Here is a 26,085-nt window from a genome sequence, read left to right as displayed (position 1 = left end):
TCAGGTATTGAGGTGCATTTATGGCAATGAGGCTTTTTCGTCTGATACTGGTGATGATTGCGGGAGGCGTGCTCCTGTCCTGCGGAGCAGACAGGCCGGAGCTTTTCAAGGAGAGCAGGGCCTCGATGGACACACTCGTGTCCGTTACGGTCGTATCGGCGTCCGAGGCTGAAGCCAGGGCCGCGATCGATCAGGCCTTTTCGACCATCACGTCCCTCGGCAGGCAGCTCGACTTCTTCTCCCCTGACAGTGAAGTAACGGCCATCAACAGAGCGGCAGGAGAGCGTCCGGTGCGCGTATCCCCTCCTGTTCTGGACATCATCGCCAAAGCGCTCTCTGTTTCGGAACAGAGCGGCGGGGCTTTCGATATCACAATAGGCCCGGTAAGCGCCCTCTGGGACTTTCACGCAGAGAGGCTCCCCGATCCCGCGGCGCTCCGGAAGGCGCTGCCGCTCGTCAATTACAAGGATGTCGTGCTCGATGCCGCACAATCGACGGTCTTCCTGAAGCGGAAAGGAATGAAGATCGACCTCGGCGCCATTGCAAAAGGGTATGCGGCGGATAGAGCGGTCGAGACGCTCCGGGAGAGAGGGATAACCGCGGGGCTCGTTGCCGTAGCCGGCGACATCAAGGCCTTCGGCCTGAAGCCCGATGGGAGCGCCTGGCGCATAGGGATCAAGAATCCCCGGCCTGCCGGTGCTTCCTCCGCGGATGAGCTGCTCGCAACGACGGGGCTCAGAGACAGGGCGGTATCCACCTCGGGCGACTACGAACGTTTTTTCATACGGGAAGGGGTCCGCTACCACCACCTCATCGACCCGAGGACCGGGTATCCCGTCAACCACTGCCGCGGGGCGAGCGTCTTCTCCCGGGAGGGAGCCCTTGCCGACGCCTTCTCGACGGCGGTATGCATCCTCGGCCCGGAGAAAGGTATGCAGCTCCTGCACCGCACCGGCATCGAAGGACTCATCATCGGCGGAGACGGCGCCATAACCGTTTCGGAAGGACTGAAAGGGACCCTTGAATTCAGAACGCACAAATCATAAAACGACCTTCGGAGACGGGCTGCTGCTGCTCTTCTTCCTCTGCCTCTCGCTCTACAGCTTCGTCTTTGCGCGGGAGGCGATGCCGGAGGGTTCTGCGGTGACGATCGAAGTGGAGGGCACGCTGCTCTATTCGCTCCCCCTCGACCGCAACACGACCGTTGCCGTCGACGGTCCCCTGGGAAAGACGCTCGTCGAGGTGCGGGACCGCAGGGTACGGGTGACGGAGTCGCCGTGCCACAACAAGCTCTGCCTTCACCAGGAGTGGGTGACGAGGGGCGCTGTCGTATGCCTCCCCAACAGGGTCGTCGTGACCATTACCGCCCCGAAAGAGAAGAACACCCTGGATGCAATCACGGGATAGGTACCGTATCGCCCTTCTGTCCGCCTATGCGCTCGCCCTCCACGGCTTCGAAGCAGTCGTCCCCTCGCCGGTCCCGTGGCTCCGCCTGGGATTAGCCAACATCGTCACGCTTGTAACCCTCCCGCTCTACGGCATGAAGGCTGCCCTGATGGTTACAGGGGTGCGGGTGCTGCTCGGCTCGCTCTTCCTGGGAACCTTTCTCGGTCCTGCCTTCTTCCTGAGCCTGAGCGGCGGCATGGCGGGCACGCTCGCGATGGGAGCCACCGCCGCTCTCTTTCCCCGCCTCTTCAGCACGCTCGGCATCAGCCTTGTAGGCTCGTTCTTCCACAATGCAGCGCAGCTCCTCGTCGCCTACCTGCTCTTTGTCCAAAGGATCGAGGGGATTCTGCTCGTCGCCCCGATCCTGATCACCGCGGGGACAGTGACCGGAGCAGTCAACGGGCTCGTTTCGAAATACCTGCTGGCAGAGCTCGAAAAGTCGGGCTAGGAGATCGTCATCTTCCGGTCGCGGGCGTAGTTCTTGATGACCGAGAGGGCGGTGAAGAGCCGCTGGAGTCTCAGGTTCCTTTTTCGTATCAGCAGGAGATCATGGTAGGGGAACGGCTCGGCGCGCAGTTCGCTCTGCCTCCGCTCGATGGTCGTGCAGAGCAGTTTCAGCGCATTCGCGTCAAAGGGTTTCAGAAAGATGGGATTCACGGTGATGAATCCCTCCGCGATATCCGCGGCTATCGCCTTGAAATTCCTCTTGCCGGCATCCGCCACCGCTACATGCCTCTCACCATAGCCTTCTATGCCCCGGCAGCATCCTGCCTCCTCCTGGCAAAGAGCGGCGAGATCCAGATCCCGAGCTCATAGAGGACCATTATCGGCAGGGCCATAAGGATCTGGTTGAAGGCATCGGGCGTCGGTGTCAAAAACGCTGCAACAACGAATGCAACGAGAGCCGCATACTTCCTGTTCCGTGCAAGCCCCTTGGGAGTGACGATACCCATCCTGGTCAGGAAGACGATGATAACGGGGAGCTCGAAGACGGCGCCGAAGGCGAGAATGAATTTAAGGCAGAAATCCACGTACTGCCCTACCGAGAGCATGGGCATGAGGAAGTCGCCGACCTTGTACGTGAGGAGAAACCCCATGGCAAAGGGGAGGACGATGAAAAAACAGAAGGCAGCGCCGAAGAGGAAGAGCACCGTCGCGACGATGATGAAAGGAAGCACATACTTCTTCTCATGCGACAGAAGCCCCGGAGCGATGAATTTCCACACCTGGAGAAAGATGACCGGCAGCGCCAGTATGAGCCCCGCGACGAACGCGACCTTGAGGTTCATCCAGAACGCCTCCGCAGGAGCGAGAAAGACGAGCTTCGTATTCTGGAGCTTGTCCTGGGGGACGAACTGCACATACAGCTCACGCACCGAGAAGTCGAGGTTGTACTTGAGGGGGAACATGATGAGCCTGAAGATCTCTTCCGAGAAGGCGAAGGTGATCGAGAAGGTGACGAGTACCGCGACGAGCGATACGACGATCCGCTTCCTGAGCTCGCCCAGGTGCTCGGTAAGGGGCAGCTTCTCTTCTTCCCTGTCCACGTCCATGCTCACCCCGCGGTTCATGCGCCGCGGCTCACGCGGTTGTGCCCCGGGATTTCTTCCGCTTTTTGCCTTCTGCCGGCGCAGTGCTGTCAGGCGCAGGAGCGGCAGGCTCGCCCTGCGCAACCTCCTGCTGCGGTTCATCCTCTTTGGATTGCGGGGAAGAGGCTCCCGATGTCCCCGGGTCACCGGGGGCGCCCGGATTGCCCGGATTAAAGGTGAGCGTCTCTTTCAGCGGGTCCTTTATGTCGCGCATCTCCGCGTCCATCTGCTCTTTTACCCCTTGCATCGCTTTTTTGAGCTCCGCGATCCCCTTTCCGAGGGATCTGCCGAGTTCGGGAAGTTTTTTGGGGCCGAAGACGAGAAGCGCGACGACAAAGATGACAATGAGCTCTTGAATTCCGAGATCAAACATACAGATTTAATTATAGCATAAAGCGCTATTCGTAAATCCGCTGGAGGGGACGCTCCTCTTTGGGAAGGATAATGCTTACGGAAAACATCAGCCTGAAATCGGGAGTCCGGTTCTTTATGTCGAACCCTGCTCCCAGGGTGGTGAATATCGACTCGGTAGTGGCGATCCGGTAGCCGAGCCGCCACTCGAGCAGGTCGATCTTATTTTTAAAGAAATTCTTCTTGCCTACCACTTCGGCGAGCACCTTCGAGTTGTGCGCAACCGCCAGCTCGGCCCCGACATTCACTGCGTACTCCTCGTGCAGATCGCCGTCGTCGGGTTTGGTATAGAGGAGATTGAAATGGCCTTTGAAAGGACCGATCTTCTTCGAGAGCAGAAGCCCTGCTCCGACTCCCCCTTCGGTCGTGAACTCATCCCTGCCCGAAGGCGGGGCCACGGTGAGCATATAGGCGACCGCCGGGTAGACGTCCCCCTCATCCATGACACGGTGCTTGATGCCGAACTGGGCATCCTCGAATCCGTCCACGCGGTCTTCCCAGTCCGTGATATAGGGAAGCGTGAAATTGAATTCGAGCCTGTCGTGCAGGCCGTAGGCGAGGTGCGCGATAGTGCGATAGAAGTCGGGGTCGTTCGATCGTTCGACAGTGATGCCGAGACCGACCTTGTTCTGCCTGAGGCTCTCGGCGCTGAAAGTCGAGAAAACGCCGAAGGGCGGCAGGGGTTGGAGCCCTTTCACCTCGAAGGCCTCGGCAGCAGTGAAGGACAGCAATAAAAGAAGGAGGACAACCAGCCGCTTCATGGTTGGAAAGAGCATAGCAAAATTGCCGGTTTAAGTCAAACAACTATTACTTGCCGAAAGGACATAAGGGAAACCGGCATTCGCGGCAGTTGAGGCAGAGCCCCCCATGTCCGAGCTCGGCCAGTTCCTTTCTTCCGATACGTTCTCCCGCGAGGATCCGGGGGAGGATAAGATCAAAGACAGTGGTCTTGTGATACATCCCGCAGGCCGGGATGCCGATCACCGGAATGAGCCTGTCACCTCCCTCCTCCCGCGCTTCCGCGCTTCTGTCTCCTCCGTTCCTCCGCGCCTCCGCGCTGACGTACGCCACCATCACCATTGCGCCGGGGAGCACCGCTGAGCCGTACGAAGACTCGACAACGCCGAGCTGTTCTATGGCAAACCGTGTTACATCGTCGGGGTCCACCGACATCCCTCCCGAGGTGATGAGCAGATCGGCGCCGGCAGCGATCAGCTCCCGGAGACGGGCCGCGATCGTCTCTTCGTCGTCAGGAGCATAATACACCCCGAGGACTTCTCCGTTGAACGCCGCCACCTTGGCAGTAATGATCGGCGCGAAGGCATCCTTTATCCTTCCGTAATACACCTCGTTCCCGGTGATCACCACGCCCGCCTTCGGCGCCCTCATCTCTCTGACGCAGAGCGCAGGCCCGGCGCTCCGGGCAAGGGCAACGGCAGCCTCGACCGCCGACCGCTTCACGATAAGCGGCAGCGCCCTCGTGCCGGCCACGGCATCCCCTTTCCTGACGACCGTATTGGTATGCAGCGTAGCGCACATCACCTCGCCGCTCAGGTTGAACCGGGCGAGCAGCGGCGCATTCACCGTGAGCAGCCCGTCTCTATCGGCGAGGAGCGTGATCTTCCCCTCTTTCGGCTCTCCTTGAATCGCGATGCCCTCTCCCTTCAGCGCTCCGGCGAGAGCGTAGGCTGCTTCGTCCTCATGCATCTCGTCCCCGGCGATAGAGAGCACATATAGATGCTCTTTCCCGAGCCGGCGGAGATGCTCGATATCAGCGGCAGTGACGATATGGCCCTTCTTGAAGGCCCTGCCCTTGAACTCGCCGGTCCGGATTTCGGTAATATCGTGCGCCAGGACCATCCCGACCGCCTCAGCGACGGGCACTGTCCTCATCCCCTTCTTCAGCTCGACTCTCTCATCCCGCAGATCGCACATACCGGCCTCCTTCCTTTACCATCACACGGGAATTGCTCAGCTCAGCGATTCTTCCCGAACACGGCCTCGAACCTCTCATCCACCGCCTCCCGTATACCCTCTTCCAGCATCTCGTACTTCCTCAGGAACTCAAGCGCCTCCTTGGTAAGGAGCGCGCCGCCGCCGTTCTTGCCGCCGCTCTGACGCTCTACAAGCCTGATGCCGAGCCGGTCCTCCATCGCCTTGATGTAGCTCCAGGCCTTCCTATAGGAGATATTGATCTCCTTCGCCGCCTGGTTGATCGAGCCATACCGGTCGATCGCCTTCAGCAGAAGGTTTCGCCCCCTGCCGAAGACCGGCTCTCCGTCTATTTCTATCCAGAGCTTCGATCGTATCTCCATAGGAACCGATACCTCTTCACGTTCAGCCGTTATGACATTTGTGCATAACGGAAAGAATTAAAAAATCACCGCCGGCACGGAGCGGGCTTATAATACGCATCATGGGCGCACGCCCTGCAGACCGTTTTCCCCCCGCTGCTGATCTCTCTCATGTCCTGCACCGCCTCCCCGCACTGCTCGCATATCACCCGTCTCAACGGCCTCCCCGGCATATCCTCGGGCTTTATCTGCACGGTTACTTCCATGGTATCGAAGAGCTCCTCATCGGGCATGACCTTGTATGCTTCGAGCTGCGCTGCGTACTTATCGCCGATATCGGGGCAGTAGGACCGCGCATCCTCCCGCGCACTTTCCTTTGCGATGACCCTCGTCGCCTTGCCGGTCTTCAGATTGACGAAGGTCGCCGCCATCTTGCCGTAGTCCATGAACTTCATCGTCCGGTGGCCGAGGCTGCAGCCTGTCACCGACTGCACGGCGTCCGTGGCGCACCGGTCCATTTCGATGAAGACCATAAGGCTCTTCCGGTCCTTTCCCTTCGGCTCCTCGATGCCGATTTCCCTGAGACCGAGGAGCGCCATGCGCACCCCCAGCACCTGCCCCGGGCAGAGATGCCCGTGTATCTTCACCGACTCGTCGAGGAGCGATTCAAAGCCGTTCGATGCCATACTTACCAAAGTATACCGTCTTCCGATGTAAATTTCCCATTAATTTTGGATCCCTGCCACGCTCTGGTGATACTCGTGTATCGCCTTGATGCTCAACTCTTTTTTCTTCAGCTGTTCGATCGCCATGACGACGGCGCGCGCCCCGGAGATCGTGGTCGTGTACGGTATCTTGAACTGCAGGGCGCTCCTCCGTATCGAGAGCGAGTCCCGCTGCGCCTGGGCTCCGGTCACGGTGTTGATGATGAAGCTCACTTCGCGGTTCTTGATCAGGTCGACGATGTGGGGCCGCCCCTCGGCGACCTTGTTCGTTACCACAACCGGAATGCCCTGCTCGGAGAGATACTTTGCCGTCCCCCTGGTCGCGATGATCTGGAACCCCATATCGGCCAGCTTCCTGGCGATGTCGATAGTCCGTTCTTTATCCTTGTCCTTGACGCTGATGATGATCTTCCCCGAGGTCGGGATCTTATTGCTGCTCGCGGCCTGCGCCTTTGCATAGGCGAGACCGAAATCGGTATCGATCCCCATCACCTCTCCCGTAGACTTCATCTCCGGCCCCAGTATGGTATCGACGCCGGGGAACTTATCGAAGGGGAAGACCGCCTCTTTGACCGCCACATGCCGGATCTCCCGCTCCCCGGTCAGCCCGAGCTCCTTGAGGGTGGCGCCCATCATCACCTTTGCCGCCATCTTGGCGAGCGGAACCCCGGTCGCCTTGCTGACGTAGGGAATGGTGCGCGATGCCCGGGGATTGACCTCGAGAATGAATATCTCATTGTCCTTTACCGCGAACTGGAGGTTCATCAGACCGATGACCTTGAGCTCCTTTGCCAACGCCTTTGCCTGCCGCTTGATCTCATCGACGATGCCGGACGGCAGCGAGTACGGGGGAATGGAGCATGCCGAATCCCCCGAGTGGACCCCCGCCTCTTCTATATGCTCCATCACGCCGCCGATGATAACGTCCACGCCGTCCGAGAGCGCGTCGACATCGACCTCGATCGCGTCCTCGAGATACTTGTCGATAAGGATCGGGTGCTCGGGCGACGCCTTGACCGCCCGCTTCATGTAATCGGTCAGCGAGTTCTCGTCATAGACGATCTCCATCGCCCTTCCGCCGAGCACGTAGGAAGGCCGCACCATCACCGGGTAGGATATCTTGCTCGCCACGCCGACCGCCTCCTCGCAGGACATCGCGGTATCGCTCTCGGCCTGCCTGAGGTTCAGTTTGTGCAGCAGCTCTTTGAACCGCTTCCGGTCTTCGGCCCTGTCGATCGAGTCGGGCGAGGTGCCGAGGATCCGCACTCCCTCCTTTTCGAGGGGAACGGCGAGCTTGAGCGGCGTCTGCCCCCCGAACTGCACGATCACTCCTTCGGGCCTCTCCCGCTCGACGATGCTGAGAACGTCTTCGATCGTGAGCGGCTCGAAATAGAGCCGGTCGGCGGTATCGTAATCGGTGCTCACCGTCTCGGGATTGCAGTTTACCATGATCGTCTCGTACCCCATCTCTCTCAACGCAAACACCGCATGGACGCAGCAGTAATCGAATTCTATACCCTGCCCTATTCTGTTCGGGCCGGAGCCCAGGATAATCACCTTCTTCCGGTCCGTCGGATTCGCTTCGCACTCGGCAGCAGGGACAAGGGGCAAGGGGCAAGGGGCAAGAATATCCTTTTCCTGACCCGTGACCCGTGACCCATGACCCATGACCCTATAAAAAGGTCTTTCATACGTCGAATAGAGGTACGGCGTATACGCTTCGAATTCCGCGGCGCAGGTATCGACCAGCTTATAGACCGGGACGATGCCGAGCCCTCTCCGCGCATCACGGACATCTTTTTCGGTCACCCCGGTCAGCGCGGCGATCCGCCTGTCGGAGAAGCCCCACTCCTTTGCCCGCCTCAACACCTCAGGGGCAAGGGGCAAAGGGCAAGGGGCGCGGTTTTCGGACCCATGACCCATGACCCTTGCCCCTTGATCCTTCAGTATCTCCTCCATCCCGACAAGCTGCTCCATGTTCTTGAGAAACCACGGATCGATGGCGGTGAGGGAAACTATCTCATCACTGCTCATGCCGAGCCTCATCGCCTGCGCCACACACCACAACCGCTCGGCATTGGGGGTCTTGAGCTTCGACCGCAGCTCCTCTTCCGCGATATCGACCGGCTCGAGCCCTGCAGAGCCGATCTCGAGGCTCCTCAACGCCTTCTGCAGCGACTCCTTGAAGGTCCTGCCTATGGACATCACTTCGCCGACCGATTTCATCTGCGTCGTAAGCGTCGGGTCCGCCTCGGCGAACTTCTCGAAGGTGAAGCGCGGGATCTTCGTCACCACATAGTCGATAGTCGGCTCGAACGAAGCGGGGGTCTCCCGGGTGATATCGTTCCTGATCTCGTCGAGCGAGTAGCCTACGGCGAGCTTTGCCGCTATCTTGGCGATAGGGAAGCCGGTCGCCTTGCTCGCGAGGGCAGAGCTGCGCGAGACCCGGGGGTTCATCTCGATAACGATCATCTTCCCGTTCTGGGGGTTGATGGCGAATTGTATATTGGACCCTCCTGTATCGACGCCGATCTCTCTGATGACGGCGATCGCGGCGTCTCTCATCCTCTGGTACTCTTTATCGCAGAGGGTCTGCGCCGGGGCCACGGTGATCGAGTCTCCGGTGTGGACGCCCATGGGATCGAAATTCTCTATGGAGCAGATGATGACCACGTTGTCCTTGCAGTCGCGCATCACCTCGAGCTCGTACTCTTTCCAGCCGAGCGCCGACTCCTCGACGAGCACCTGCTGCACCGGGCTCAGCTTCAGCCCCTTCTCAAGCAGCTCACGGTATTCCTCGATGTTATAGGCGATGCCCCCGCCCGTGCCGCCGAGGGTGAAGGCAGGCCTCAGGATGGCGGGAAACCCGAGGTGCTCGATGATATCGAGACCGTCTTTCAGACTGGTGATGGCTGCGCTGCGGGGCACCTCGAGCCCGATGCGGCGCATCGCCTCTTTGAAGAGCTCCCTGTCTTCGGCCTTCTTGATGGCCGGGAGCTTTGCGCCGATCAGCTCGACGCCGTACCGGTCGAGTATTCCCGCTTCCGAAAGTTCTACGGCGAGGTTGAGCGCGGTCTGTCCTCCCATGGTCGGCAGGAGGGCGTCCGGCCTCTCTTTCTTGATGATGAGCTCGACGATCTCGGCCGACAACGGCTCGATATAGACGGCATCGGCTGTTTCGGGGTCGGTCATGATGGTAGCGGGGTTGGAGTTGACCAGGACGACGGTGTACCCCTCCTCCCTCAGGGCCTTGCAGGCCTGCGTGCCGGAATAGTCGAACTCGCACGCCTGTCCTATGACGATAGGGCCCGATCCGATCAGCAGTATCTTCTTGATGTCAGTTCTCTTCGGCATTCTTACCTCTCTATATACAGTTTCATTTTTGACGCAACGTCTTCGGCGGCAGAAGGGTCTTCCGACGAGAAGACCACCCATCGTCTCCCGTCATGGAGCTCCACTTCGACGGTATAGAATTCGGCGGTCCTGCCGAACCCGGGAATAACGGTTCCGTGCTGTGCGGAGATCTGCTCGACGATCCTCACGCCGTCGGGGTTTTCGGGCGCCTCTCTCCGGCAGTCCTGCCGTATCGCGGCGATTGAAGCGAGCGGAAAAGAGATGCTCTTCGCGCCGAAGGGCTTCGGGACCGAGATCGTCGCCTCGCCGCGCTCTTTATCGATAACGGTCGTGAGCACCGGGTCGCGGAACACAAAGGTCCTGAAGAAGAGGAAGAGCGCCACAAAGACGAGGAGCGCGCCGAAGTAATGCACGGCCGTGACCGTCGCCGCCACGGCAAAAAAAAAGCCGAGGAGCATGACCCCGGCGCCGGCGGCGAGACTCGAGGCGAGCTCGCGGTTGTAGATGCCGCTATGGAGAACGCTCCCCTTCTCTGCCTTGAAGGAGGCGGTTTCCAACCGAAACAGGCCATCCGTCATCTCGATCCGATATGATGCAGAGCTCTCCATTGCTCCCTATCCCTCGATCATCTCCCTGAACCGCCTGAACAGGTGCGCCGAGTCGTTGGGGCCCGGACCTGCCTCGGGGTGGTGCTGCACCGAGAAGAGCGGGAGCTCCACATGGCGCATGCCCTCTTCGGTGCCGTCGTAGAGATTGCGGTGGGTCAGAGAGACCTGGTCGCGGAGGCTATGGATATCGACGCAGTAATTATGGTTCTGCGAGGTGATCTCGACCCTGCCGGTATCGAGGTCCTTCACCGGGTGGTTGCCCCCGTGGTGGCCGAACTTCAATTTGTAGGTCCTGCCGCCCAGGGCGAGACCGATGATCTGGTGTCCCAGGCAGATGCCGAATAGCGGCTTTTTGCCCATGAGCTTCTTCGCGTTCTCGACGCCGTAGGTCACGGCCTCGGGGTCGCCCGGCCCGTTGCTCAGGATGATGCCGTCGGGATTCATCTCGAGCACCGCTTCCGCCGGAGTGCGGGCGGGGACGACGGTAACCCTGAAGCCCGCCTCGGCAAGGTTCCTCAGGATATTGAACTTCACCCCGAAGTCATAGACAGCGACGTTCAGGGCAGAAGGTTTCCGCTCGACAGCGCACCACTTCCAGCAGCCCTCGCTCCATTCATAACTGCTGCCGGTGGTCACCTCCTTGACGAGATCGAAGGTCGATATACCCGGATAGATCCGTACCTTCCCGAGGAGGCTCTGCGGATCGGGATCAACGGTCGAGATGATGCCGGGCTGGGCGCCGTGATTGCGCAGATGCCTCGTGAGCGCCCTCGTATCGATGCCCTCGATGCCGACGATGCCGTGGCCCCTCAGATACTCTCCCAGGGAGGCCTCGGACCGCCAGTTGCTCGGGAAATCGAGGTGCTCCTTTACGATAAAGCCTTCCACCTTGGGGCTCCCGCTGGATTCTGCATCTCCCTTGTTCACCCCGTAGTTCCCCATCTGGGTATAGGTCATGGTAACGATCTGCCCCTTATAGGACGCATCGGTGAGGATCTCCTGATAGCCCGTCATGGAGGTGTTGAAGACCACCTCGCCCACGGCCTCACCCGCAGCGCCAAAACTTGTTCCTTCGAATACGGTGCCGTCGAAGAGCACCAGCAGTGCCTTGCTCATTCATCCTCCCGATATTGAGAGCTCTTAACAAAATGAAAGGGCTTGGAGTCGGATGAGGTAGAGTACATGAGCGGCTTGGACAGCCCAGGCGGAGCCAGGACGGCGAAGCGGGTCGGTACGACTCGATTCCGAGCTGTCCTAGCCTCGGAGACGGGCCGGATGCCCGTCGAGAATGAGACGAATGCACTCTGCCTCGTCCGGCTCTTTCTACTCATCATGTTAGATGCTCCAAGTCCCTTACACAACGGTCGCGATCTTCCCTTTATAGATGGTCACTACCGCGCATCCCCTGAGGGTCCATCCCCCGAAGGGGGTGTTCTTGCCCCTCGAGGCGAACTCCCCGGGCGCTACGGTCACCTCCCGTTCCGCATCGACGATGACGATATCGGCATCGATGCCGGGCTTCAGGGTTCCCTTGTCAATGCCGAGTATCCTCGCCGGGCGGTACGCAAGCTTTTCGACGAGACCGGGGAGCGACAGCAGACCGTCGTGGACAAGCCGCATGCTCAGCCCGAGGGCCGTCTCGAGCCCGGAAATACCGGACGGCGCCTTGTCGAACTCGAGGTTCTTTTCGTCCCGGTGGTGCGGCGCATGGTCGGTGGCGATGACGTCGATCGTGCCGTCGCGCAGGCCCTCCCTGATCGCCGCCACATCCCGCTCCGTACGCAGCGGCGGGTTTACCTTCGCATTGGTGTCGTACCCCCCGACCGCATCCTCGGTGACCGAGAAGTAGTGCGGGCAGGTCTCTGCCGTGAGCGGCACGCCCCGCTCCTTTGCCTGACGGATCAGCCGGACCGATCCCTCGGTCGAGACATGGGCAATATGCAGCCGTCCCCTGGTGAGCTCGGAGAGAAGGATATCGCGCGCCACCATCACCTCTTCCGCTGCCGCGGGCAGCCCCCTCAGTCCGAGCGATGCCGAGAGCTTTCCCTCGTTCATGACCCCTCCGTCGGTGAGGGTCATGTCCTCGCAGTGAGAGATGATCGGCACGTCGAAGACCTTCGAATACTCGAGCGCCCGCCGCATGATGATACTGCTCATGACCGGCCGGCCGTCGTCAGAAAAGGCGATACATCCCGCGTCATACATGAGGCCCATCTCGGCCAGCTCTTCGCCGTTCTGTCCCTTGGTGATGGCCCCGATCGGATAGACCGCGCAGGAGCCCTGCTCGAGCGCTTTCTTGATAATGAAGGCCGTAACCGTAGGATTGTCGTTCACCGGGCTGGTATTGGGCATCGGGCAGACCGCGGTGAAGCCTCCCCTCACCGCAGCGAGCGTACCGGTGCGTATCGTCTCCTTGTGCTCATAGCCCGGCTCCCTCAGGTGCGTGTGCATGTCGATGAGCCCGGCGAGCACCAGCCTGCCTTCGGCATCGATCACCTGGAGGTCGCCGTTCTCGCGGGGCGGCTTCGCGGTCTTCGCCTTCTGCCCGGGCGCGTGCATCCGCAGCTCCTTTATGCGGCCACCCTCGCACAGGAGGTCTCCTATACCGTCGATCTCCTGTGCAGGATCGATGATGCGTCCGTTCCTTATCAGCAGCTCCTTACTCATATCCCTCGCTCCCTGCCAGGATATACATCGCCGCCATGCGCACGGCGATGCCGTTCGTCACCTGATCGAGGATCACCGACTGCGGGCTGTCCGCAACCTCAGAGGCGATCTCGATACCGCGGTTCATCGGCCCCGGGTGCATGACAATGGCGTCGCTGTTCGCAAGCGCGAGACGCTCCCTGCTCAATCCCCAGTACTTGAAGTACTCGCGGGTCGAGGGGAAGAAGCCCCTGCTCATCCGCTCCATCTGTATCCTGAGCATCATGACAACATCCACCCCTCGCAATCCCTCGTCGATATCGTAGAAGACCTCGACGCCATACTCCCGCATATCGGGAATCAAGGCAGGCGGCCCGATGAGCCGCACCCGGGTGCCGAACTTCGAAAGCAGGTAGATGTTCGACTTGGCGACGCGGCTGTGGACGATATCGCCGACAATGGCTATCGTGAGCCCTTCCAGCGACCCTTTCTTTTCGATGATGCTGAAGGCGTCGAGCAGCGCCTGGGTGGGATGCTCGTTCGTACCGTCGCCCGCGTTGATCACCGAAGCAGCCATGTGCTGCGCTATGAAATGGGGCACCCCGCTCGAGCCGTGGCGGATGACGATGAAATCGACGCCGTAGGCTTCGATCGTCTTGATGGTGTCGAAAAGGCTCTCCCCCTTGACCACGCTGCTGGTCGGCACCGAGAAGTTGAGCACATCGGTGCTCAGGCGCTTCTCCGCCAGTTCGAACGAGGTCTTCGTCCGTGTCGAGGGCTCGAAGAAGAGGTTCACCACCGTCTTCCCCCTCAGCGCGGGCACCTTCTTGATATCCCTCTTGAGCACATCCTTGAAAGAGGAGGCGGTATCGAGTATCCGGGAGATGCGCTCCTTCGAGAGCTCTTTTATGCCTACCAGGTGATTGGACATGCCCTACTCCGCCTGCTGGAGGAGGATAGTATCGCCGAACCCCTCCTCTTCGAGCTGCACCTCTATGTTCTCGTTCCGGGAGGTCGGTATGTTCTTGCCGACATAATCCGCCCGTATGGGCAGCTCCCGGTGTCCCCTGTCGATGAGCACCGCCAGCTGTATCTGTGCAGGCCTGCCGAAATCCATGAGCGCATCCATGGCGGCCCTGATCGACCGGCCGGTAAAAAGAACATCGTCGACCAGGATGATCCTTTTTCCCGTAACATCGCAGGGCAGATCGGTCTTCCTGACGACGGGATGCGCCTTCCTCATCGCGAGGTCGTCGCGGTAGAGCGATATATCGAGAGATCCCACCGGAAGCTCGGCATGCTCGATGGCGTTGATCCTCCGCGAGAGGCGGTGGGCGAGATGCACCCCGCCCCGCTGGATGCCGACGAGGCAGAGGCCTTCGGTTCCCTTGTTCTTCTCGACGATCTCGTGGGCGATCCTCGAAAGGATGCGCTCTATGTCTTTCTTATTGAGGAGCTCTTTCATCAGTCGTTCTCTCTATGCCGCACTAATAAAAAAGCCTTTCCCGCATGACGGGAAAGGCTCTGATTATGTAGTGATACGCAATTCACCTGGTCTCCTTTTAGTCTCACGGGACTATCCTTAAAGGCTCCTCTATTAAAGCACAAATCGATCGTCTTGTCAAAGGATTTGCTGGCGAAAGGCCGAAAAAACGGAGGAGCCGGCCCGTCGACGTGCGACACTATGGAAATGAGACCGAAACTTATGCTATTTTAGTACCTTATACCATAACCAACGTATGAATGTTGTTCAACGGCAAGGAGTAACCACATGAAAGTGACAGGTGCAGAAATAGTGCTGGAGTGTCTCAAGCGGGAAGGGGTCAAGCATATCTTCGGCTATCCCGGAGGCGTCATCCTCAACCTTTTCGATCTCTTTTACGACGACAAGGACATCAAGCTCATCCTTACCCGCCACGAGCAGGGGGCGGTGCATGCCGCGGACGGGTATGCGAGGGCTACCGGCAAACCGGGCGTAGCGCTCGTGACCTCCGGACCGGGCGCCACCAATACCGTCACCGGCATCGCGACCGCGGCGATGGATTCCATTCCCCTCGTGGTGCTCACCGGGCAGGTGCCGACGGTCCTGATCGGCAACGACGCCTTCCAGGAGGCGGATATCGTCGGCATCACGCGGCCCTGCACTAAGTACAACATCCTTGTAAAGGACGTGAAGGACCTCGCCTCCCAGCTGCGCGAGGCGTTCCATATAGCGACCACGGGCCGGCCCGGTCCGGTGGTCATCGACCTTCCGAAGGATGTGACGGCGGGGAAGGCCGACTTCGTCTGGCCCGAGAAGGTCGATATCAGGAGCTACAATCCCACCTACGAGGGCAACAAATGGATGATCGAGCGGGCGGCCCACGAGATCGCGAAGGCCAAAAAGCCGGTGATCATCGCCGGCGGCGGCTGCGTGCTCTCCGAAGCGTCTCACGAGGTAAAGGAGCTGGCCGAGATTACGAATATCCCGGTCACCATGACCCTCATGGGCCTGGGCAGCTTCCCGGGCAGTCATAAGCTCTCTCTCGGCATGCTCGGCATGCATGGCACCTACTTTGCCAATAAGAGTATCCAGGAGTCGGACCTCCTCATCGCCATCGGCATGCGCTTCGACGACCGGGTGACCGGGAGGATCGAGGGCTTCGCGCCCCATGCGAAGATCCTTCATATAGACATCGACCCCACCTCGATACGGAAAAATGTGCGCGTCGATATCCCGATCGTCGGCGACGTCAAGCGCGTCCTCGCGGTACTCAACAAGATGCTCAAGAAGGATAACAAGGAGCAGTGGGGCGAAATACGGAAGGCCTGGCTCAAGCAGGTCGATGAGTGGAAGCGTGAGCGGCCGATGACCTACACCCCTTCCGCTTCGACCATCAAGCCCCAGTTCGTGGTCGAGAGGATCTACGAGCTCACCAAAGGGGACGCGATCATCACGACCGAGGTGGGGCAGAACCAGATGTGGGCTGCGCAGTTCTATAAGTTCGACAAGCCCCGCCGCTGGCTCACCTCGGGCGGCCTGGGGACCATGGGCTACGGCTTCCCCGCTGCCATCGGGGCACAGCTTGCCTACCCGGACAAGCTCGTCATCGATATCGCGGGCGACGGCAGCATCCAGATGAACATCCAGGAGCTCGCCACCGCGGTCATCAACAAGCTGCCGGTGAAGGTCGCGATCCTGAACAACCGCTTTCTCGGCATGGTGCGGCAGTGGCAGGAGCTCTTCTTCCAGGAGCGGTATTCCCACACGAGCCTCGATGTCACGCCCGACTTCGTCGAGCTCGCTCACGCGTACGGAGCGGTCGGCCTGAGGGCGACGAAGCCGAGCGAGGTCGATCCCGTGCTCAAGGAGGCATTCAAGACCAAGAGGCCGGTCTTCATGGACTTCGTCGTCGACTGGAAAGAGAAGGTCTTCCCCATGGTCCCTGCCGGCGCCACGCTGGATACGATGCTCTTCGAAGAGAAAGAAAAGAAGTCGGAAAAGAAACTCAAGGCAGTAAAGTAACGGAGGAGAGAGATGCGGCATACGATTTCGGTACTCGTTGAGAATAAATTCGGCGTGCTTTCGAGGATTTCCGGCCTTTTCAGCGGCAGGGGCTATAACATAGAAAGCCTCTCGGTGGGAGAGACGATCGATCCGCAGGTCTCGGTCATGACGATCGTCACCACCGGCGACGACTGGGTCATCGAGCAGATCACCAAGCAGCTCAACAAGCTGATCGATGTGATTAAGGTTACGGACCTCACGGAGCTCGACCATGTCGAGCGGGAGATGGTGCTCATCAAGGTCGCCCCGCGGCAGGACACCAAGGCCGAAGCGCTCCGGATCACCGAGATATTCAGGGGAAAGGTCGTGGACTCGAGCCCCACGACCTACACCATCGAGATCACCGGCGACGAGAAGAAGATCGAGGCCTTCATCGAGCTGATGAAGCCCATGGGCATCAAGGAGTTCGTCCGGACCGGCAAGGTCGCCATAGCCCGCGAGATCATGAGGAAGAAGTAGCCTGCGTGCAGGCAGGCCGGGGGGAGATCACGTGGGACACAAGGTCTATTTGATAGATGTCACGAACAGGGACGGTGTCCAGACGTCGAGGATCCTGCTGCCGAAGCTCGCGAAGACGCTGCTGAACATCTATCTCGACGAGATGGGCGTCTACCAGAGCGAGATCGGCTTCCCGACCCTCAAGCACGAGATCAATTACATCAATGCCAATATGGAGCTCGCCAAGGCGGGGGTCATCAGGCGTATGCATCTCGAGGCGTGGTGCCGCGCGGTCCCCGAGGATGTCAGGCTGACCTTCAAGAACTGCCCCGGGGTCAGGCATCTGAACCTCTCGATGTCCACGTCCGAGATCATGCTCCAGGGAAAGTTCCAGGGGAAGAAGACCTGGAAGGACATCCTCAAGACGGTCGCCCAGTCCGTAAAGCTCGCCAGGGAGCTCGGGGCCGAGACGGTGGGCGTCAACGCGGAGGATGCCTCGAGGACCGGGCTCGACCGGCTGATCGAGTTCGCCCTCATGGGCAAAGAGGCCGGCGCCGACCGGGTCAGGTATTGCGATACGCTCGGCACCGACGATCCCATCACCATCTATGAGCGGATCAAGGCCCTCTCCCTCGCCACTAAGTTTCCGATAGAGATGCATTGCCATAACGACCTCGGCATGGCGGAGGCCGTCTCCCTTGCAGGAGCCCAGGGCGCCATCGAGGCCGGCATCGACGCCTATATCAATACGACGATCAATGGATACGGAGAACGCGCCGGCAACTGCGATCTCGTCTCGACGATCCTCGCCCTGAAATTCTCCCAGGGACTGCGCGACAAGGTACCGCTCGACGAGCATGTCGATCTCGGAAAGGCCTGGAAGGTCGCCCGCTACGCCTCGTATGCGTTCAATCTCCCCATCCCGATAACCCAGGTGGGCGTCGGCGCCAACGCCTTTGCGCACGAGTCCGGCATCCATGCCGATGGAGCGCTGAAAGACCGGAGGAACTATGAGTTATATGACCCCGAAGATGTGGGACGGGGTGAGCCGGAGCTCCTCGAGACGGGCCGCGTCATCACCACCGGCGAGTACGGCGGTATCAAGGGCTTCCGCCATGTCTACGCCAAGCTGGGCATAGAGTTCCATGACGACAACGAGGCGAGGAGGATCCTCGAGCTGGTGCAGTATGCCAATCTCCATACCCAGAAGACACTCACCGATGATGAACTGAGACTCATCGCCCATCATCCCGAGATCGTAAGAAATATCCTTACCGTGAATCCCTGACCTGAAAATAGCAATGGTATAATATTCGCTCTCGTTGCCCCTTCTTGAAAAAATAAGAAAAATGGTATAATAAGGATGTATGGACCCCAACCAATCCGAACAGGGAACATATCGCTACCCTCATAATTTCGACCAGTCGTCCGCGGAGAGCAGGGAATCCATTTCATCCCCGCTTTGTTCTTCCCCGTCCCGGCGTTCATTGTGATACACTATGTGGTTTGATCTCTCTTTAATATTTATATCTATCCTGCTCAATGGCTTCTTTGCCGCCTCTGAGATCGCCGTGGTCACCATACGGAGATCGCGCATCAAACAGATGATCGACGAAGGGAGAAAAAATGCGGACGTGCTGAACAGGCTCCGCGAGGTCCCCGACAGGTTTCTGGCAACAATCCAGATCGGCGTCACCTTTGCCGGCGTTTTTGCCTCCGCTATCGGCGGCGCTGCCGCGGTCGAGGTTATAGAGCCCCTTATTGCCACTGCACCGGTACCGCTCATTGCAGCGTATGCCGAAGCTATAGCGATAGGCATTGTTGTCTTGGCGCTTACCTATTTCACCCTTGTCTTCGGCGAATTGATTCCGAAATCGCTCGCCCTTTCGAATGCCGAAGGCATCGGCCTCTGGGCAGCCCCCAAGGTCGAGAAGTTTTCGAAACTGGCGACGCTCTTCGTCCGTATACTGACGGCGAGCACCAATCTCCTCCTCAAGCCCTTCAACAGGAAGGCCTTTACCGAACGCCATTATATATCGGAAGAGGAGGTCAAGCTGCTCATCGAGGAAGGCGGCGAACAGGGGGTCTTCGAGCCCGACGAAAAAGAGCTGATCCATAGCGTCTTCGAATTTACCGACACCTCGGTCAAGGAGGTGATGATCCCCTCCCCCCAGATGGTCACCATAGGCATCGGCATGACCGCCGACGAAGTGAAGGCGATCATCTCCGAAGAGAAGTTCTCGCGTTATCCCGTCATCGGGAAGGACCTCAACGACGTACGGGGGATCCTTTACGCAAAGGACTTTTATAACATCCTTTCCCGTACCGGCACAGTCGAAATACATAAGATCGTCAAGCCCCCCATCTTCATTCCCGAAACGATGAAGATCAGTATCCTCCTCAGGGAGATGCAGCGCAAAAGGGTCCACATGGCCATAGTCATCGACGAGTACGGCGGGGTATCCGGACTGGTGACCCTCGAGGACCTCCTCGAAGAGATCGTCGGCGAGATCAGGGACGAGTACGACACCGAGAGCCCGGTGATCACCCTGAGCGACGGCTCCATGATCATCGATGCCTCGACCAGCGTCAGCGACCTGAACGAAGATTACCATCTCGAAATCCCCGAATCGGAGGACTACGAGACCCTCGGCGGCTTCATCGTCACCAACCTCCAGAGGATCCCCAAGCCCGGGGATACGATCGAGGTCGACAGCAAACGCCTCCGCGTCGTCGAGATGGTCGCCCAGAGAATCGCCAAGGTAAAGATGGAAAAGATCGAGCGCGAACCCCTGCCCCAGGAAATTGACAGGCCATAGGTTTTGCTTTAGGATTAAGGGAGACTTGTCACTACACCAACGACCGGAGGACCTATGGAAAAGTGGAAATGTACTATTTGCGGCTACGTGTATGATCCCGAGGCAGGAGATCCCGATTCCGGTGTAGCGCCCGGCACCCCCTTCGAGCAGATCCCCGACAGCTGGGTCTGCCCCATCTGCGGCGCTTCAAAAGATATGTTCGAGAAGATCTGAACTCCGGGGAGGCGCCATGAATTCTATCGAAGTATCGTTGAAAATGGAGACGGACGCCGTAACGTTCTACAGCGAGGCAGCGGATAGGACGAACTATCCCGTGGGCAGGAAGATGTTCCTGTCCATTGCAGAGGATGAGAAGCGCCATATAGAGATGCTCAACCAGCTGCTCAGAGGGCTGGAGCTCACCTTCAAGGAGGCGAGCCCCGTGGGGCAGGTCAAGACCATCTTCGAGCAGATGAAAGACCAGATGATGCAGCGGGTGAGCGCTACCAGCGACGAGATGGAAGCCTTCAAGATAGCGATGCAGATGGAGAAGGAGGGAGCGGCCTTTTACCGGAAAGCCGCCGCGGAAGCTTCGACCGAGAAAGAGAAAAAGCTCTTCGAGCGCCTCGTGCGCGAGGAGGAGCAGCACTTCGCCATCTTCTCGAACACCTACAGCTTCATGAAAGACACGGGCAACTGGTTCATGTGGCAGGAGCACAGCATCGTCGAGGGATAAAGCACGGGGGCTGATAGCTCGCAGCACACCTTATGCTATGGGCTATCAGCCGTGAGCTTTATTTGAGTCCCAGCACATCCTGCATATCGTAGAGCCCCGGCTTCCTGCCAGAAATCCATAACGCTGCTTTGAGGGCGCCCCGCGCAAAGGTGTCCCTGCTCGACGCCTTGTGGGTCACCTCGATGCGCTCTCCCAGTCCGCCGAAGAGCACCGTATGTTCCCCGACAATATCCCCGGCGCGCACCGTCTGTATGCCGATCTCTTTTTTGGTCCGCTCCCCTATGAGCCCCTTTCTCGCATAAACGGCGACCTCGTCGAGGTTCCGGTCGACCGCTTCGGCGATGACCTGGGCCATCTTCAGCGCCGTGCCGCTCGGGGCGTCCTTCTTCAGCCGGTGGTGGGCCTCGACGATCTCGATGTCGTAGTCGTCGCCGAGGACCCTGGCGATATCCTGGAGAACCTTCAGGAGGAGATTCACGCCGACGCTCATATTGGGCGCGAGCACGACCGGCAGGGAGGCGCTCAGCTCTTTGATCGTCGCCACCTCCTCCTTCGAGAAGCCGGTGGTGCCGATGACCATCGCCTTTTTCTCACGCGCCGCCCGCTTCGCGTGCTGCAGCGTGGCGGCCGTGGAGGTGAAGTCGATGATCACGTCGCACTGCCCGATAACGGAATCGATTGAGTCCGCAAGCGCCACGCCGGTCTCGCCGATGCCGAGGAGCTGGCCGATATCCTTGCCGACGCCCTCGTGCCCCTTCCTCTCGATCGCGGCGGCGAGCGTTATGCCGTGATGCTCCTTCGCCAGCGCCGCGATCCTGCTGCCCATCCTCCCCGTTGCACCGGTAACCCCTATGCGTACCATCGAATCCTCCTCGCGTGTATTTATGTATTTCTCGTCTCTCCGGCTTCCCGGTCCTCTCCGGACCGCTCGTTCTCTTCATCCCGGGACGGCTCTCCGGGGACCTTGTACTCTTCCGCAGCCCATTTGCCGAGATCGACGAGCTTGCATCGCTCGGAACAGAACGGCCTCCACGGGTTCTCCTCCCAGGTCGTTGTTCTCTTGCAGACAGGACAACAGAGCTTCATACTGCACCACCTCGAACAATTATCTTAAATTATAAACAAACGGCTTTTTTTTTGAAATGCTTTCGACGGCTGGAGCTAAGGACGGGGAGGAGAAGACTGCTCTTCTGCGCGTGAGGGGACGAGCGTATGCAGCCTCGTCATGGTCAGCACCTCACGGTTGTCGGCGAGCACCCGGGGGATGATGACGGTGAGGCCGAAATCGCCGTTGCAGAGTGCGACGTCGGCAATATAGTCCTTGTCGCTCCCGGGGACAAAAGGCGGGCAGTATATGGCGATCTTGTTCTCTTTGACGTACGTGATAAGCTCGAGGAGATGGTTCATCCCTATGGTGAGGAGCGCCTTTCTGTTCCTGATCTCACCCTTCGTGAAGGCGTCATCGATCGCCCCGGGAATCGCCTGGAGCATGGCCGCGGTCCTGCGCTGCTGCAGGTACTCGAGACGGGAGAGCAAGGCAAGGTAGTCATACGAGCGTTTATCGCTCTGCTCCAGGCGCGAGAGGCTGTCGCTCGCCGCATCGTAGAGCTCCCTGTCCTCGGCCTGCTTCTTCCTGATACGGTAGTGCTCGCCGAGCAGCATCTCTGCATTCACGAAGACCGAATCGTCCCCCAGCCGCGCTTCCAGCATCGAGAGGTCGAGCGGTTCCCGCGCAGTTGCCTGCCCCTCGAGAGGGGAAGGAGCCCCCGCATCTCCCGCATCGGGGAGCGTGCTTCGCTCGAAGAACCCCTCGGGAAAGAGGAGCTCGACCCCTTCGTTGCGAATAAGCCACTCGCCGATCTTGAAGGTCTCGGCCTGGGCCCGCGCCGTTAAAAGGCCGTTCTTGCGGTTGGCGGTGCTCCGGTGCTTGATCCCGATGACATAGAGCTGGTGAGGGCTCCGCTCATTGTAGCGATAGATGACCTCCCCGTACTCGGACGGGAGCGCTGCCCCCCCGATTCGGGCATGGTTCGCCTGAACTTCGGCAAGCGGGGAGCTGCGGGGAGCACAGAGCACGAGGAAGAGCACGATCAGCGCTGCAGCGGCGCTACGAACACGCATCGCCGCCTCGCAATCCATGCTTTTTAAGACAGGCGGAGCACTCAGGCAGAGGGAAAGGAAACGCGGGCGGAGCGGAAGCTGCCTTTTTCCTGCTTTCAAACCATGCGGCGTACTGCGATGCACCCAAAGACATAGACAACAACATAGGCGTGATTATACCTTACCGGCGCCGGCACCGTCAATTTCAGAGATGGAAAATCGAGAGGCTACCAGGGGAAATGAGGAGGACTCCTTTGTTTGACAAAGGAAGAAGGTTTCATTTAACATGTCTATTCATTCTTATCTTCTTGCAGAAGAGGTATCATGTATTTTCAGGACTTAATACTCCGGCTTCACGACTTCTGGGCAAAAAAAGGCTGCATCCTGCTGCAGCCCTATGATGTTGAAGTGGGGGCCGGAACCTTCCATCCCGCGACCTTTTTCAGGGTGCTCGGGCCCGAGCCGTGGAAGACGGCCTACGTAGAGCCCTGCAGACGGCCTACGGACGGCAGGTACGGCGAGAATCCGAACCGGCTGCAGCATTATTATCAATACCAGGTCATCCTCAAGCCCTCCCCGCTCGAGAGCCAGGAGCTCTACCTCGAGAGCCTCGCCCACATCGGCATCGACCCGATACAGCACGACATCAGGTTTGTCGAGGACGACTGGGAGTCGCCCACGCTCGGCGCCTGGGGGCTCGGATGGGAGGTGTGGCTCGACGGCATGGAGATAACGCAGTTCACCTACTTCCAGCAGGTGGGGGGCTTCGATCTGAAGCCCGTCTCCGTAGAGCTCACCTACGGTCTCGAGCGCATCGCCATGTACCTTCAGGAGATCGATAGTATTTTCGAAATAGAGTGGAGCAAGGGGATCAAGTACGGCGAGGTGCACAAGCAGGGAGAGATCGAGTTCTCGAAGTTCAACTTCGATTACGCAAACACCGACCTGCTCATGAGCCAGTTCGACGCCTGCGAGAAGGAGTCGAGGCGCATGAACGAGCTCGGCCTGGTGCTCCCCTCCTATGAGTACTGCCTCAAGTGCTCCCACACCTTCAACCTGCTCGACGCCCGGGGCGTGATCTCGGTGACCGAGCGGACGGGTTATATCGCCCGGGTGCGCGGCCTAGCCAAGCTCTGCGCCGAGGCGTATCTCGACCAGCGGGAGGAAAAGGGATTCCCCCTCCTCCAGAGGTGATCCGGACACTGCGTATGACACACAATAAAGCTACCGAGACGACAGCCTCCCCCCTCCTGCTCCTCGAGATCGGCACCGAGGAGATACCGGCCCGGTTCTATCCGTCGACGATGGAGAGGCTCCGTGAAATAGCGGAGAGCATGTTCGCCGATTACCGCATCCCCGTCGCTTCGATAAAGACCTTCGCCACGCCGCGAAGACTCACCCTGATAGCCGAGATCGCCGCCAGTCAGGAGGCTGCCGAGAAGGAAGTATGGGGCCCGCCGGTCACCGCTGCCTTCGACAAGGAGGGGAATCCGACAAAAGCGGCCGAGGCCTTTGCGAAGACCCACGGGCTCTCCCTCACCGCACTCGAACGCCGCGAGAAGGGGAAAGGGACCTACCTGGTCGCCGTCGTCAAAGAGAAGGCCGAGCCTACGGAAGAGCTGCTGCCCGAGCTGCTGCCCCGGCTCATCGCGAGCCTCTCCTTCCCCAAGGCGATGCGCTGGGGCGACGGGACCTTCAGGTTCGCCCGGCCGATCCACTGGATCCTGGCTACCTGCAACAACAAGAAGATATCCTTTGACATCGACGGCGTCAAGAGCTCCAACAGCACGCGGGGACACCGGTTCCTCGCTCCGGCGGCATTCGAGATCAAGGACAGCAAGACCTACGTGAGCCAGCTCAGGAACAGCTTCGTCGTCATCGATCCCGAAGAGAGAAAGAAGATCATCGCAGAAGGCATCGCCAAGCTCGCCGCCTCGGCCGCTGCAGTGCCGGTCGAAGACGAAGAGCTGCTCCAGCACGTGAGCTTCCTCGTCGAATACCCGATGCCGGTCCTGGGCGACTTCCCCGCGGAGTATCTCTCCCTTCCGAAGGAGCTGCTGATCACGGTCATGAAAGGCCACCAGAAGTATTTTGCCCTCGAGGGCAAAGAGAAGAAAGGACAGCTCACCAACCACTTCATCATTGTGAGCAACACCAAGCAGGGCAATGCCGTGATGGTGAAGAAAGGCGCCGAGCGTGTCATCAAGGCGCGTTTCGAGGACGCCCGTTTCTATTTTGACGAGGACAGGAAGGTGAAGCTCGCCGACCGGGTCGAGGAGCTGAAGAAGGTCGTCTACCACGACAAACTCGGTACGCTCTTCGACAAGACGATGCGCGTTGCCGCGCTGGCGGATTTCATCGCCGACCGCTGCTGCCCCGATAAGAAGGAGCACTCCCATACCGCCGCCCTGCTCTCGAAGACCGACCTTATCACCGGCGCCGTACGGGAGTTCACCGAGCTGCAGGGCATCATGGGAAGCTACTACGCCCGTCACGACGGCCACCCCGACGAGGTCGCCCAAGCGCTCGCCGAGCAGTATCTCCCCGGCCACGCAGGAGACAGAGTCCCCGGGACCGCCACCGGTTCGGTCGTGAGCCTCGCGGACAAGCTCGACAATATCGCCTCCTTCTTCTCGATCGGCCTCTCGCCGACCGGCTCAGAAGACCCCTTCGCGCTGAGGAGGCAGACCTTCGGCATCATCGCCATCCTGCTCAATACTCGTTATCCCATGAGCATCCCGGCGCTCCTCGACAAGGCGCTCGAGCCCTTCGCTGTCCGCGATAAAGAGACGCTCATGGCGGACCTCATCAAGTTCTTCGAGCAGCGTATCGACTCGGTCTTCCAGTCCTCGGGCTCTACGCCCGATGCGATTGCGGCGATTACGCGGTTCGTCGCCAGCGATCCCCTCGCCGCGGTGAAAGAACGGCTCGATGCGGTACAGGCGTTCAAGACGAGGCCCGATTACGAGTCCTTCCTCCTCGCGATCAAGCGGGTAAACAACATCGCGCCGAAGAGCGATATGCCCCCGGTCCGCGAGGACCTCTTCGCGCACGACGAGGAGCGCGAACTCCGGAAGTCCGTCGCTGCTATCGCCCCGAAGGTAGCTGCCGCTATCGCCAAAGGAAAGTATGCCGAAGCGTTAGAAGCGCTCCTCGGTCTCAGGGCGCCGATCAACACATTCTTCGACAAGGTCCTCATCATGGATAAAAGCGAAGAGATCAAACAGAACCGCCTCGGCCTCATCAAGAGCGTACAGGCCCTCGCCTTCCAGGTCGCCGACTTCTCGAAACTGAGCGAACAGTAAGACGAGAGGATGAATCAAGGGGGTTATGAATCAAGTCAAGGGGGTCAGACTAATCAAGTCAAGGGGGTCAGACTCAAGGGATCAAGGG

Annotated in this window: 28 protein-coding genes; 11 read left to right on the top strand and 17 right to left on the bottom strand. The window is 59.4% G+C overall.

The features are described 5' to 3' along the window. Nucleotides 1-26 precede the first annotated feature (26 nt). From AB1805_01610 to AB1805_01600, 3 genes are read left to right on the top strand one after another with little or no spacing between them, the layout of a single operon-like run. The gene (locus AB1805_01610; GenBank protein MEW5744124.1) at nt 27-1,046 is read left to right on the top strand and encodes an FAD:protein FMN transferase; all 1,020 of its coding nucleotides are present in this window, start codon (nt 27-29) and stop codon (nt 1,044-1,046) included. Next, nucleotides 1,021-1,407, top strand: a complete 387-nt coding sequence (locus tag AB1805_01605) for a NusG domain II-containing protein (GenBank protein MEW5744123.1) — start codon at nt 1,021-1,023, stop codon at nt 1,405-1,407. The genes AB1805_01610 and AB1805_01605 overlap by 26 nt, the downstream gene beginning before the upstream one ends. Then, a complete protein-coding gene (locus AB1805_01600) occupies nt 1,391-1,894 on the top strand; it encodes a Gx transporter family protein (protein MEW5744122.1) in 504 nt (167 codons plus the stop codon). Before AB1805_01605 ends, AB1805_01600 begins: the two co-directional genes overlap by 17 nt. On the opposite strand, the gene AB1805_01595 is transcribed toward AB1805_01600, so the two are convergent. The 13 genes from AB1805_01595 to pyrR all read right to left on the bottom strand — a co-directional run bounded on the left by AB1805_01595 (nt 1,891) and on the right by pyrR (nt 14,538). Further along, a complete protein-coding gene (locus tag AB1805_01595) occupies nt 1,891-2,169 on the bottom strand; it encodes a hypothetical protein (GenBank protein ID MEW5744121.1) in 279 nt (92 codons plus the stop codon). The genes AB1805_01600 and AB1805_01595 overlap by 4 nt on opposite strands. 26 nt (nt 2,170-2,195) lie before the next feature. Continuing rightward, on the bottom strand, nt 2,196-3,017 hold the full coding sequence (tatC, locus tag AB1805_01590; GenBank protein MEW5744120.1) for a twin-arginine translocase subunit TatC: 822 nt from the start codon (nt 3,015-3,017) through the stop codon (nt 2,196-2,198). A 10-nt stretch (nt 3,018-3,027) separates the two neighbouring features. Continuing rightward, a complete protein-coding gene (gene tatA, locus AB1805_01585) occupies nt 3,028-3,408 on the bottom strand; it encodes a twin-arginine translocase TatA/TatE family subunit (protein ID MEW5744119.1) in 381 nt (126 codons plus the stop codon). Nucleotides 3,409-3,433: 25 nt separating this feature from the next. Continuing rightward, complete coding sequence (locus AB1805_01580) at nt 3,434-4,207, bottom strand: hypothetical protein (protein ID MEW5744118.1); 774 nt, start codon at nt 4,205-4,207, stop codon at nt 3,434-3,436. A gap of 46 nt (nt 4,208-4,253) precedes the next feature. Next, complete coding sequence (locus AB1805_01575) at nt 4,254-5,381, bottom strand: molybdopterin-binding protein (protein ID MEW5744117.1); 1,128 nt, start codon at nt 5,379-5,381, stop codon at nt 4,254-4,256. 41 nt (nt 5,382-5,422) lie between these two features. After that, nucleotides 5,423-5,761, bottom strand: a complete 339-nt coding sequence (locus AB1805_01570) for a winged helix-turn-helix domain-containing protein (GenBank protein ID MEW5744116.1) — start codon at nt 5,759-5,761, stop codon at nt 5,423-5,425. A gap of 65 nt (nt 5,762-5,826) precedes the next feature. Continuing rightward, entirely contained in the window at nt 5,827-6,426 is a 600-nt protein-coding gene (locus AB1805_01565) for an FmdE family protein (GenBank protein MEW5744115.1), read from the bottom strand. A 39-nt stretch (nt 6,427-6,465) separates the two neighbouring features. Further along, nucleotides 6,466-9,819, bottom strand: coding sequence for a carbamoyl-phosphate synthase large subunit (carB, locus tag AB1805_01560; protein ID MEW5744114.1), 3,354 nt, complete (start codon nt 9,817-9,819; stop codon nt 6,466-6,468). 2 nt (nt 9,820-9,821) lie between these two features. Continuing rightward, nucleotides 9,822-10,427 (bottom strand): hypothetical protein, encoded by a 606-nt coding sequence (locus tag AB1805_01555; protein ID MEW5744113.1) that lies wholly within the window; start codon nt 10,425-10,427, stop codon nt 9,822-9,824. 6 nt (nt 10,428-10,433) lie between these two features. Beyond that, nucleotides 10,434-11,543: a glutamine-hydrolyzing carbamoyl-phosphate synthase small subunit gene (carA, locus tag AB1805_01550; GenBank protein MEW5744112.1), complete on the bottom strand. Its 1,110-nt coding sequence runs from the start codon at nt 11,541-11,543 to the stop codon at nt 10,434-10,436. Between the two features lie 237 nt (nt 11,544-11,780). Further along, nucleotides 11,781-13,094: a dihydroorotase gene (locus tag AB1805_01545; GenBank protein MEW5744111.1), complete on the bottom strand. Its 1,314-nt coding sequence runs from the start codon at nt 13,092-13,094 to the stop codon at nt 11,781-11,783. After that, complete coding sequence (locus AB1805_01540) at nt 13,087-14,004, bottom strand: aspartate carbamoyltransferase catalytic subunit (GenBank protein MEW5744110.1); 918 nt, start codon at nt 14,002-14,004, stop codon at nt 13,087-13,089. Before AB1805_01540 ends, AB1805_01545 begins: the two co-directional genes overlap by 8 nt. A gap of 3 nt (nt 14,005-14,007) precedes the next feature. Beyond that, on the bottom strand, nt 14,008-14,538 hold the full coding sequence (gene pyrR / locus AB1805_01535) for a bifunctional pyr operon transcriptional regulator/uracil phosphoribosyltransferase PyrR (protein MEW5744109.1): 531 nt from the start codon (nt 14,536-14,538) through the stop codon (nt 14,008-14,010). A 306-nt stretch (nt 14,539-14,844) separates the two neighbouring features. Between pyrR and ilvB the strand changes: the two genes are divergently transcribed. From ilvB to AB1805_01520, 3 genes are read left to right on the top strand one after another with little or no spacing between them, the layout of a single operon-like run. Then, nucleotides 14,845-16,578 carry a biosynthetic-type acetolactate synthase large subunit gene (ilvB, locus tag AB1805_01530; protein MEW5744108.1) on the top strand — a complete coding sequence of 578 codons (1,734 nt, stop codon included), beginning with the start codon at nt 14,845-14,847 and terminating at the stop codon, nt 16,576-16,578. Nucleotides 16,579-16,590: 12 nt separating this feature from the next. Beyond that, the gene (ilvN, locus tag AB1805_01525) at nt 16,591-17,079 is read left to right on the top strand and encodes an acetolactate synthase small subunit (GenBank protein ID MEW5744107.1); all 489 of its coding nucleotides are present in this window, start codon (nt 16,591-16,593) and stop codon (nt 17,077-17,079) included. Nucleotides 17,080-17,110: 31 nt separating this feature from the next. After that, nucleotides 17,111-18,346 carry a homocitrate synthase gene (locus AB1805_01520; protein ID MEW5744106.1) on the top strand — a complete coding sequence of 412 codons (1,236 nt, stop codon included), beginning with the start codon at nt 17,111-17,113 and terminating at the stop codon, nt 18,344-18,346. Nucleotides 18,347-18,466: 120 nt separating this feature from the next. Here the strand turns inward: AB1805_01520 and AB1805_01515 are convergent, their stop codons facing one another. Beyond that, a complete protein-coding gene (locus tag AB1805_01515; protein ID MEW5744105.1) occupies nt 18,467-18,640 on the bottom strand; it encodes a hypothetical protein in 174 nt (57 codons plus the stop codon). Between AB1805_01515 and AB1805_01510 the strand changes: the two genes are divergently transcribed. The 3 genes from AB1805_01510 to AB1805_01500 are packed head-to-tail and all read left to right on the top strand — an operon-like array spanning nt 18,630 to nt 20,592. Continuing rightward, nucleotides 18,630-19,877: a hemolysin family protein gene (locus tag AB1805_01510; protein MEW5744104.1), complete on the top strand. Its 1,248-nt coding sequence runs from the start codon at nt 18,630-18,632 to the stop codon at nt 19,875-19,877. The two genes, AB1805_01515 and AB1805_01510, sit on opposite strands and share 11 nt — an antisense overlap. A 54-nt stretch (nt 19,878-19,931) precedes the next feature. Then, on the top strand, nt 19,932-20,090 hold the full coding sequence (gene rd, locus AB1805_01505; GenBank protein ID MEW5744103.1) for a rubredoxin: 159 nt from the start codon (nt 19,932-19,934) through the stop codon (nt 20,088-20,090). A gap of 16 nt (nt 20,091-20,106) precedes the next feature. Next, a complete protein-coding gene (locus AB1805_01500; GenBank protein MEW5744102.1) occupies nt 20,107-20,592 on the top strand; it encodes a ferritin family protein in 486 nt (161 codons plus the stop codon). 58 nt (nt 20,593-20,650) lie between these two features. Here the strand turns inward: AB1805_01500 and dapB are convergent, their stop codons facing one another. The 3 genes from dapB to AB1805_01485 form a co-directional block, all read right to left on the bottom strand. After that, complete coding sequence (dapB, locus tag AB1805_01495; GenBank protein ID MEW5744101.1) at nt 20,651-21,454, bottom strand: 4-hydroxy-tetrahydrodipicolinate reductase; 804 nt, start codon at nt 21,452-21,454, stop codon at nt 20,651-20,653. Between the two features lie 20 nt (nt 21,455-21,474). After that, a complete protein-coding gene (locus AB1805_01490) occupies nt 21,475-21,678 on the bottom strand; it encodes a DNA gyrase inhibitor YacG (protein ID MEW5744100.1) in 204 nt (67 codons plus the stop codon). 75 nt (nt 21,679-21,753) lie between these two features. After that, complete coding sequence (locus AB1805_01485; GenBank protein ID MEW5744099.1) at nt 21,754-22,713, bottom strand: hypothetical protein; 960 nt, start codon at nt 22,711-22,713, stop codon at nt 21,754-21,756. Between the two features lie 303 nt (nt 22,714-23,016). Here AB1805_01485 and AB1805_01480 point away from each other — a divergent pair, with 303 nt between their 5' ends. Together AB1805_01480 and glyS are read left to right on the top strand one after the other, a co-directional pair. Beyond that, on the top strand, nt 23,017-23,886 hold the full coding sequence (locus tag AB1805_01480) for a glycine--tRNA ligase subunit alpha (protein MEW5744098.1): 870 nt from the start codon (nt 23,017-23,019) through the stop codon (nt 23,884-23,886). A gap of 14 nt (nt 23,887-23,900) precedes the next feature. Then, the gene (gene glyS, locus AB1805_01475; protein MEW5744097.1) at nt 23,901-25,997 is read left to right on the top strand and encodes a glycine--tRNA ligase subunit beta; all 2,097 of its coding nucleotides are present in this window, start codon (nt 23,901-23,903) and stop codon (nt 25,995-25,997) included. Nucleotides 25,998-26,085: the final 88 nt, after the last annotated feature.

The organism is Nitrospirota bacterium (genome assembly GCA_040752355.1).
In the GTDB taxonomy this organism is placed as follows: Bacteria; Nitrospirota; Thermodesulfovibrionia; order Thermodesulfovibrionales; family Dissulfurispiraceae; genus JBFMCP01.
Note: the sequence above shows the minus strand (reverse complement) of the source record. Positions and strands in the feature narration are given on the sequence as shown.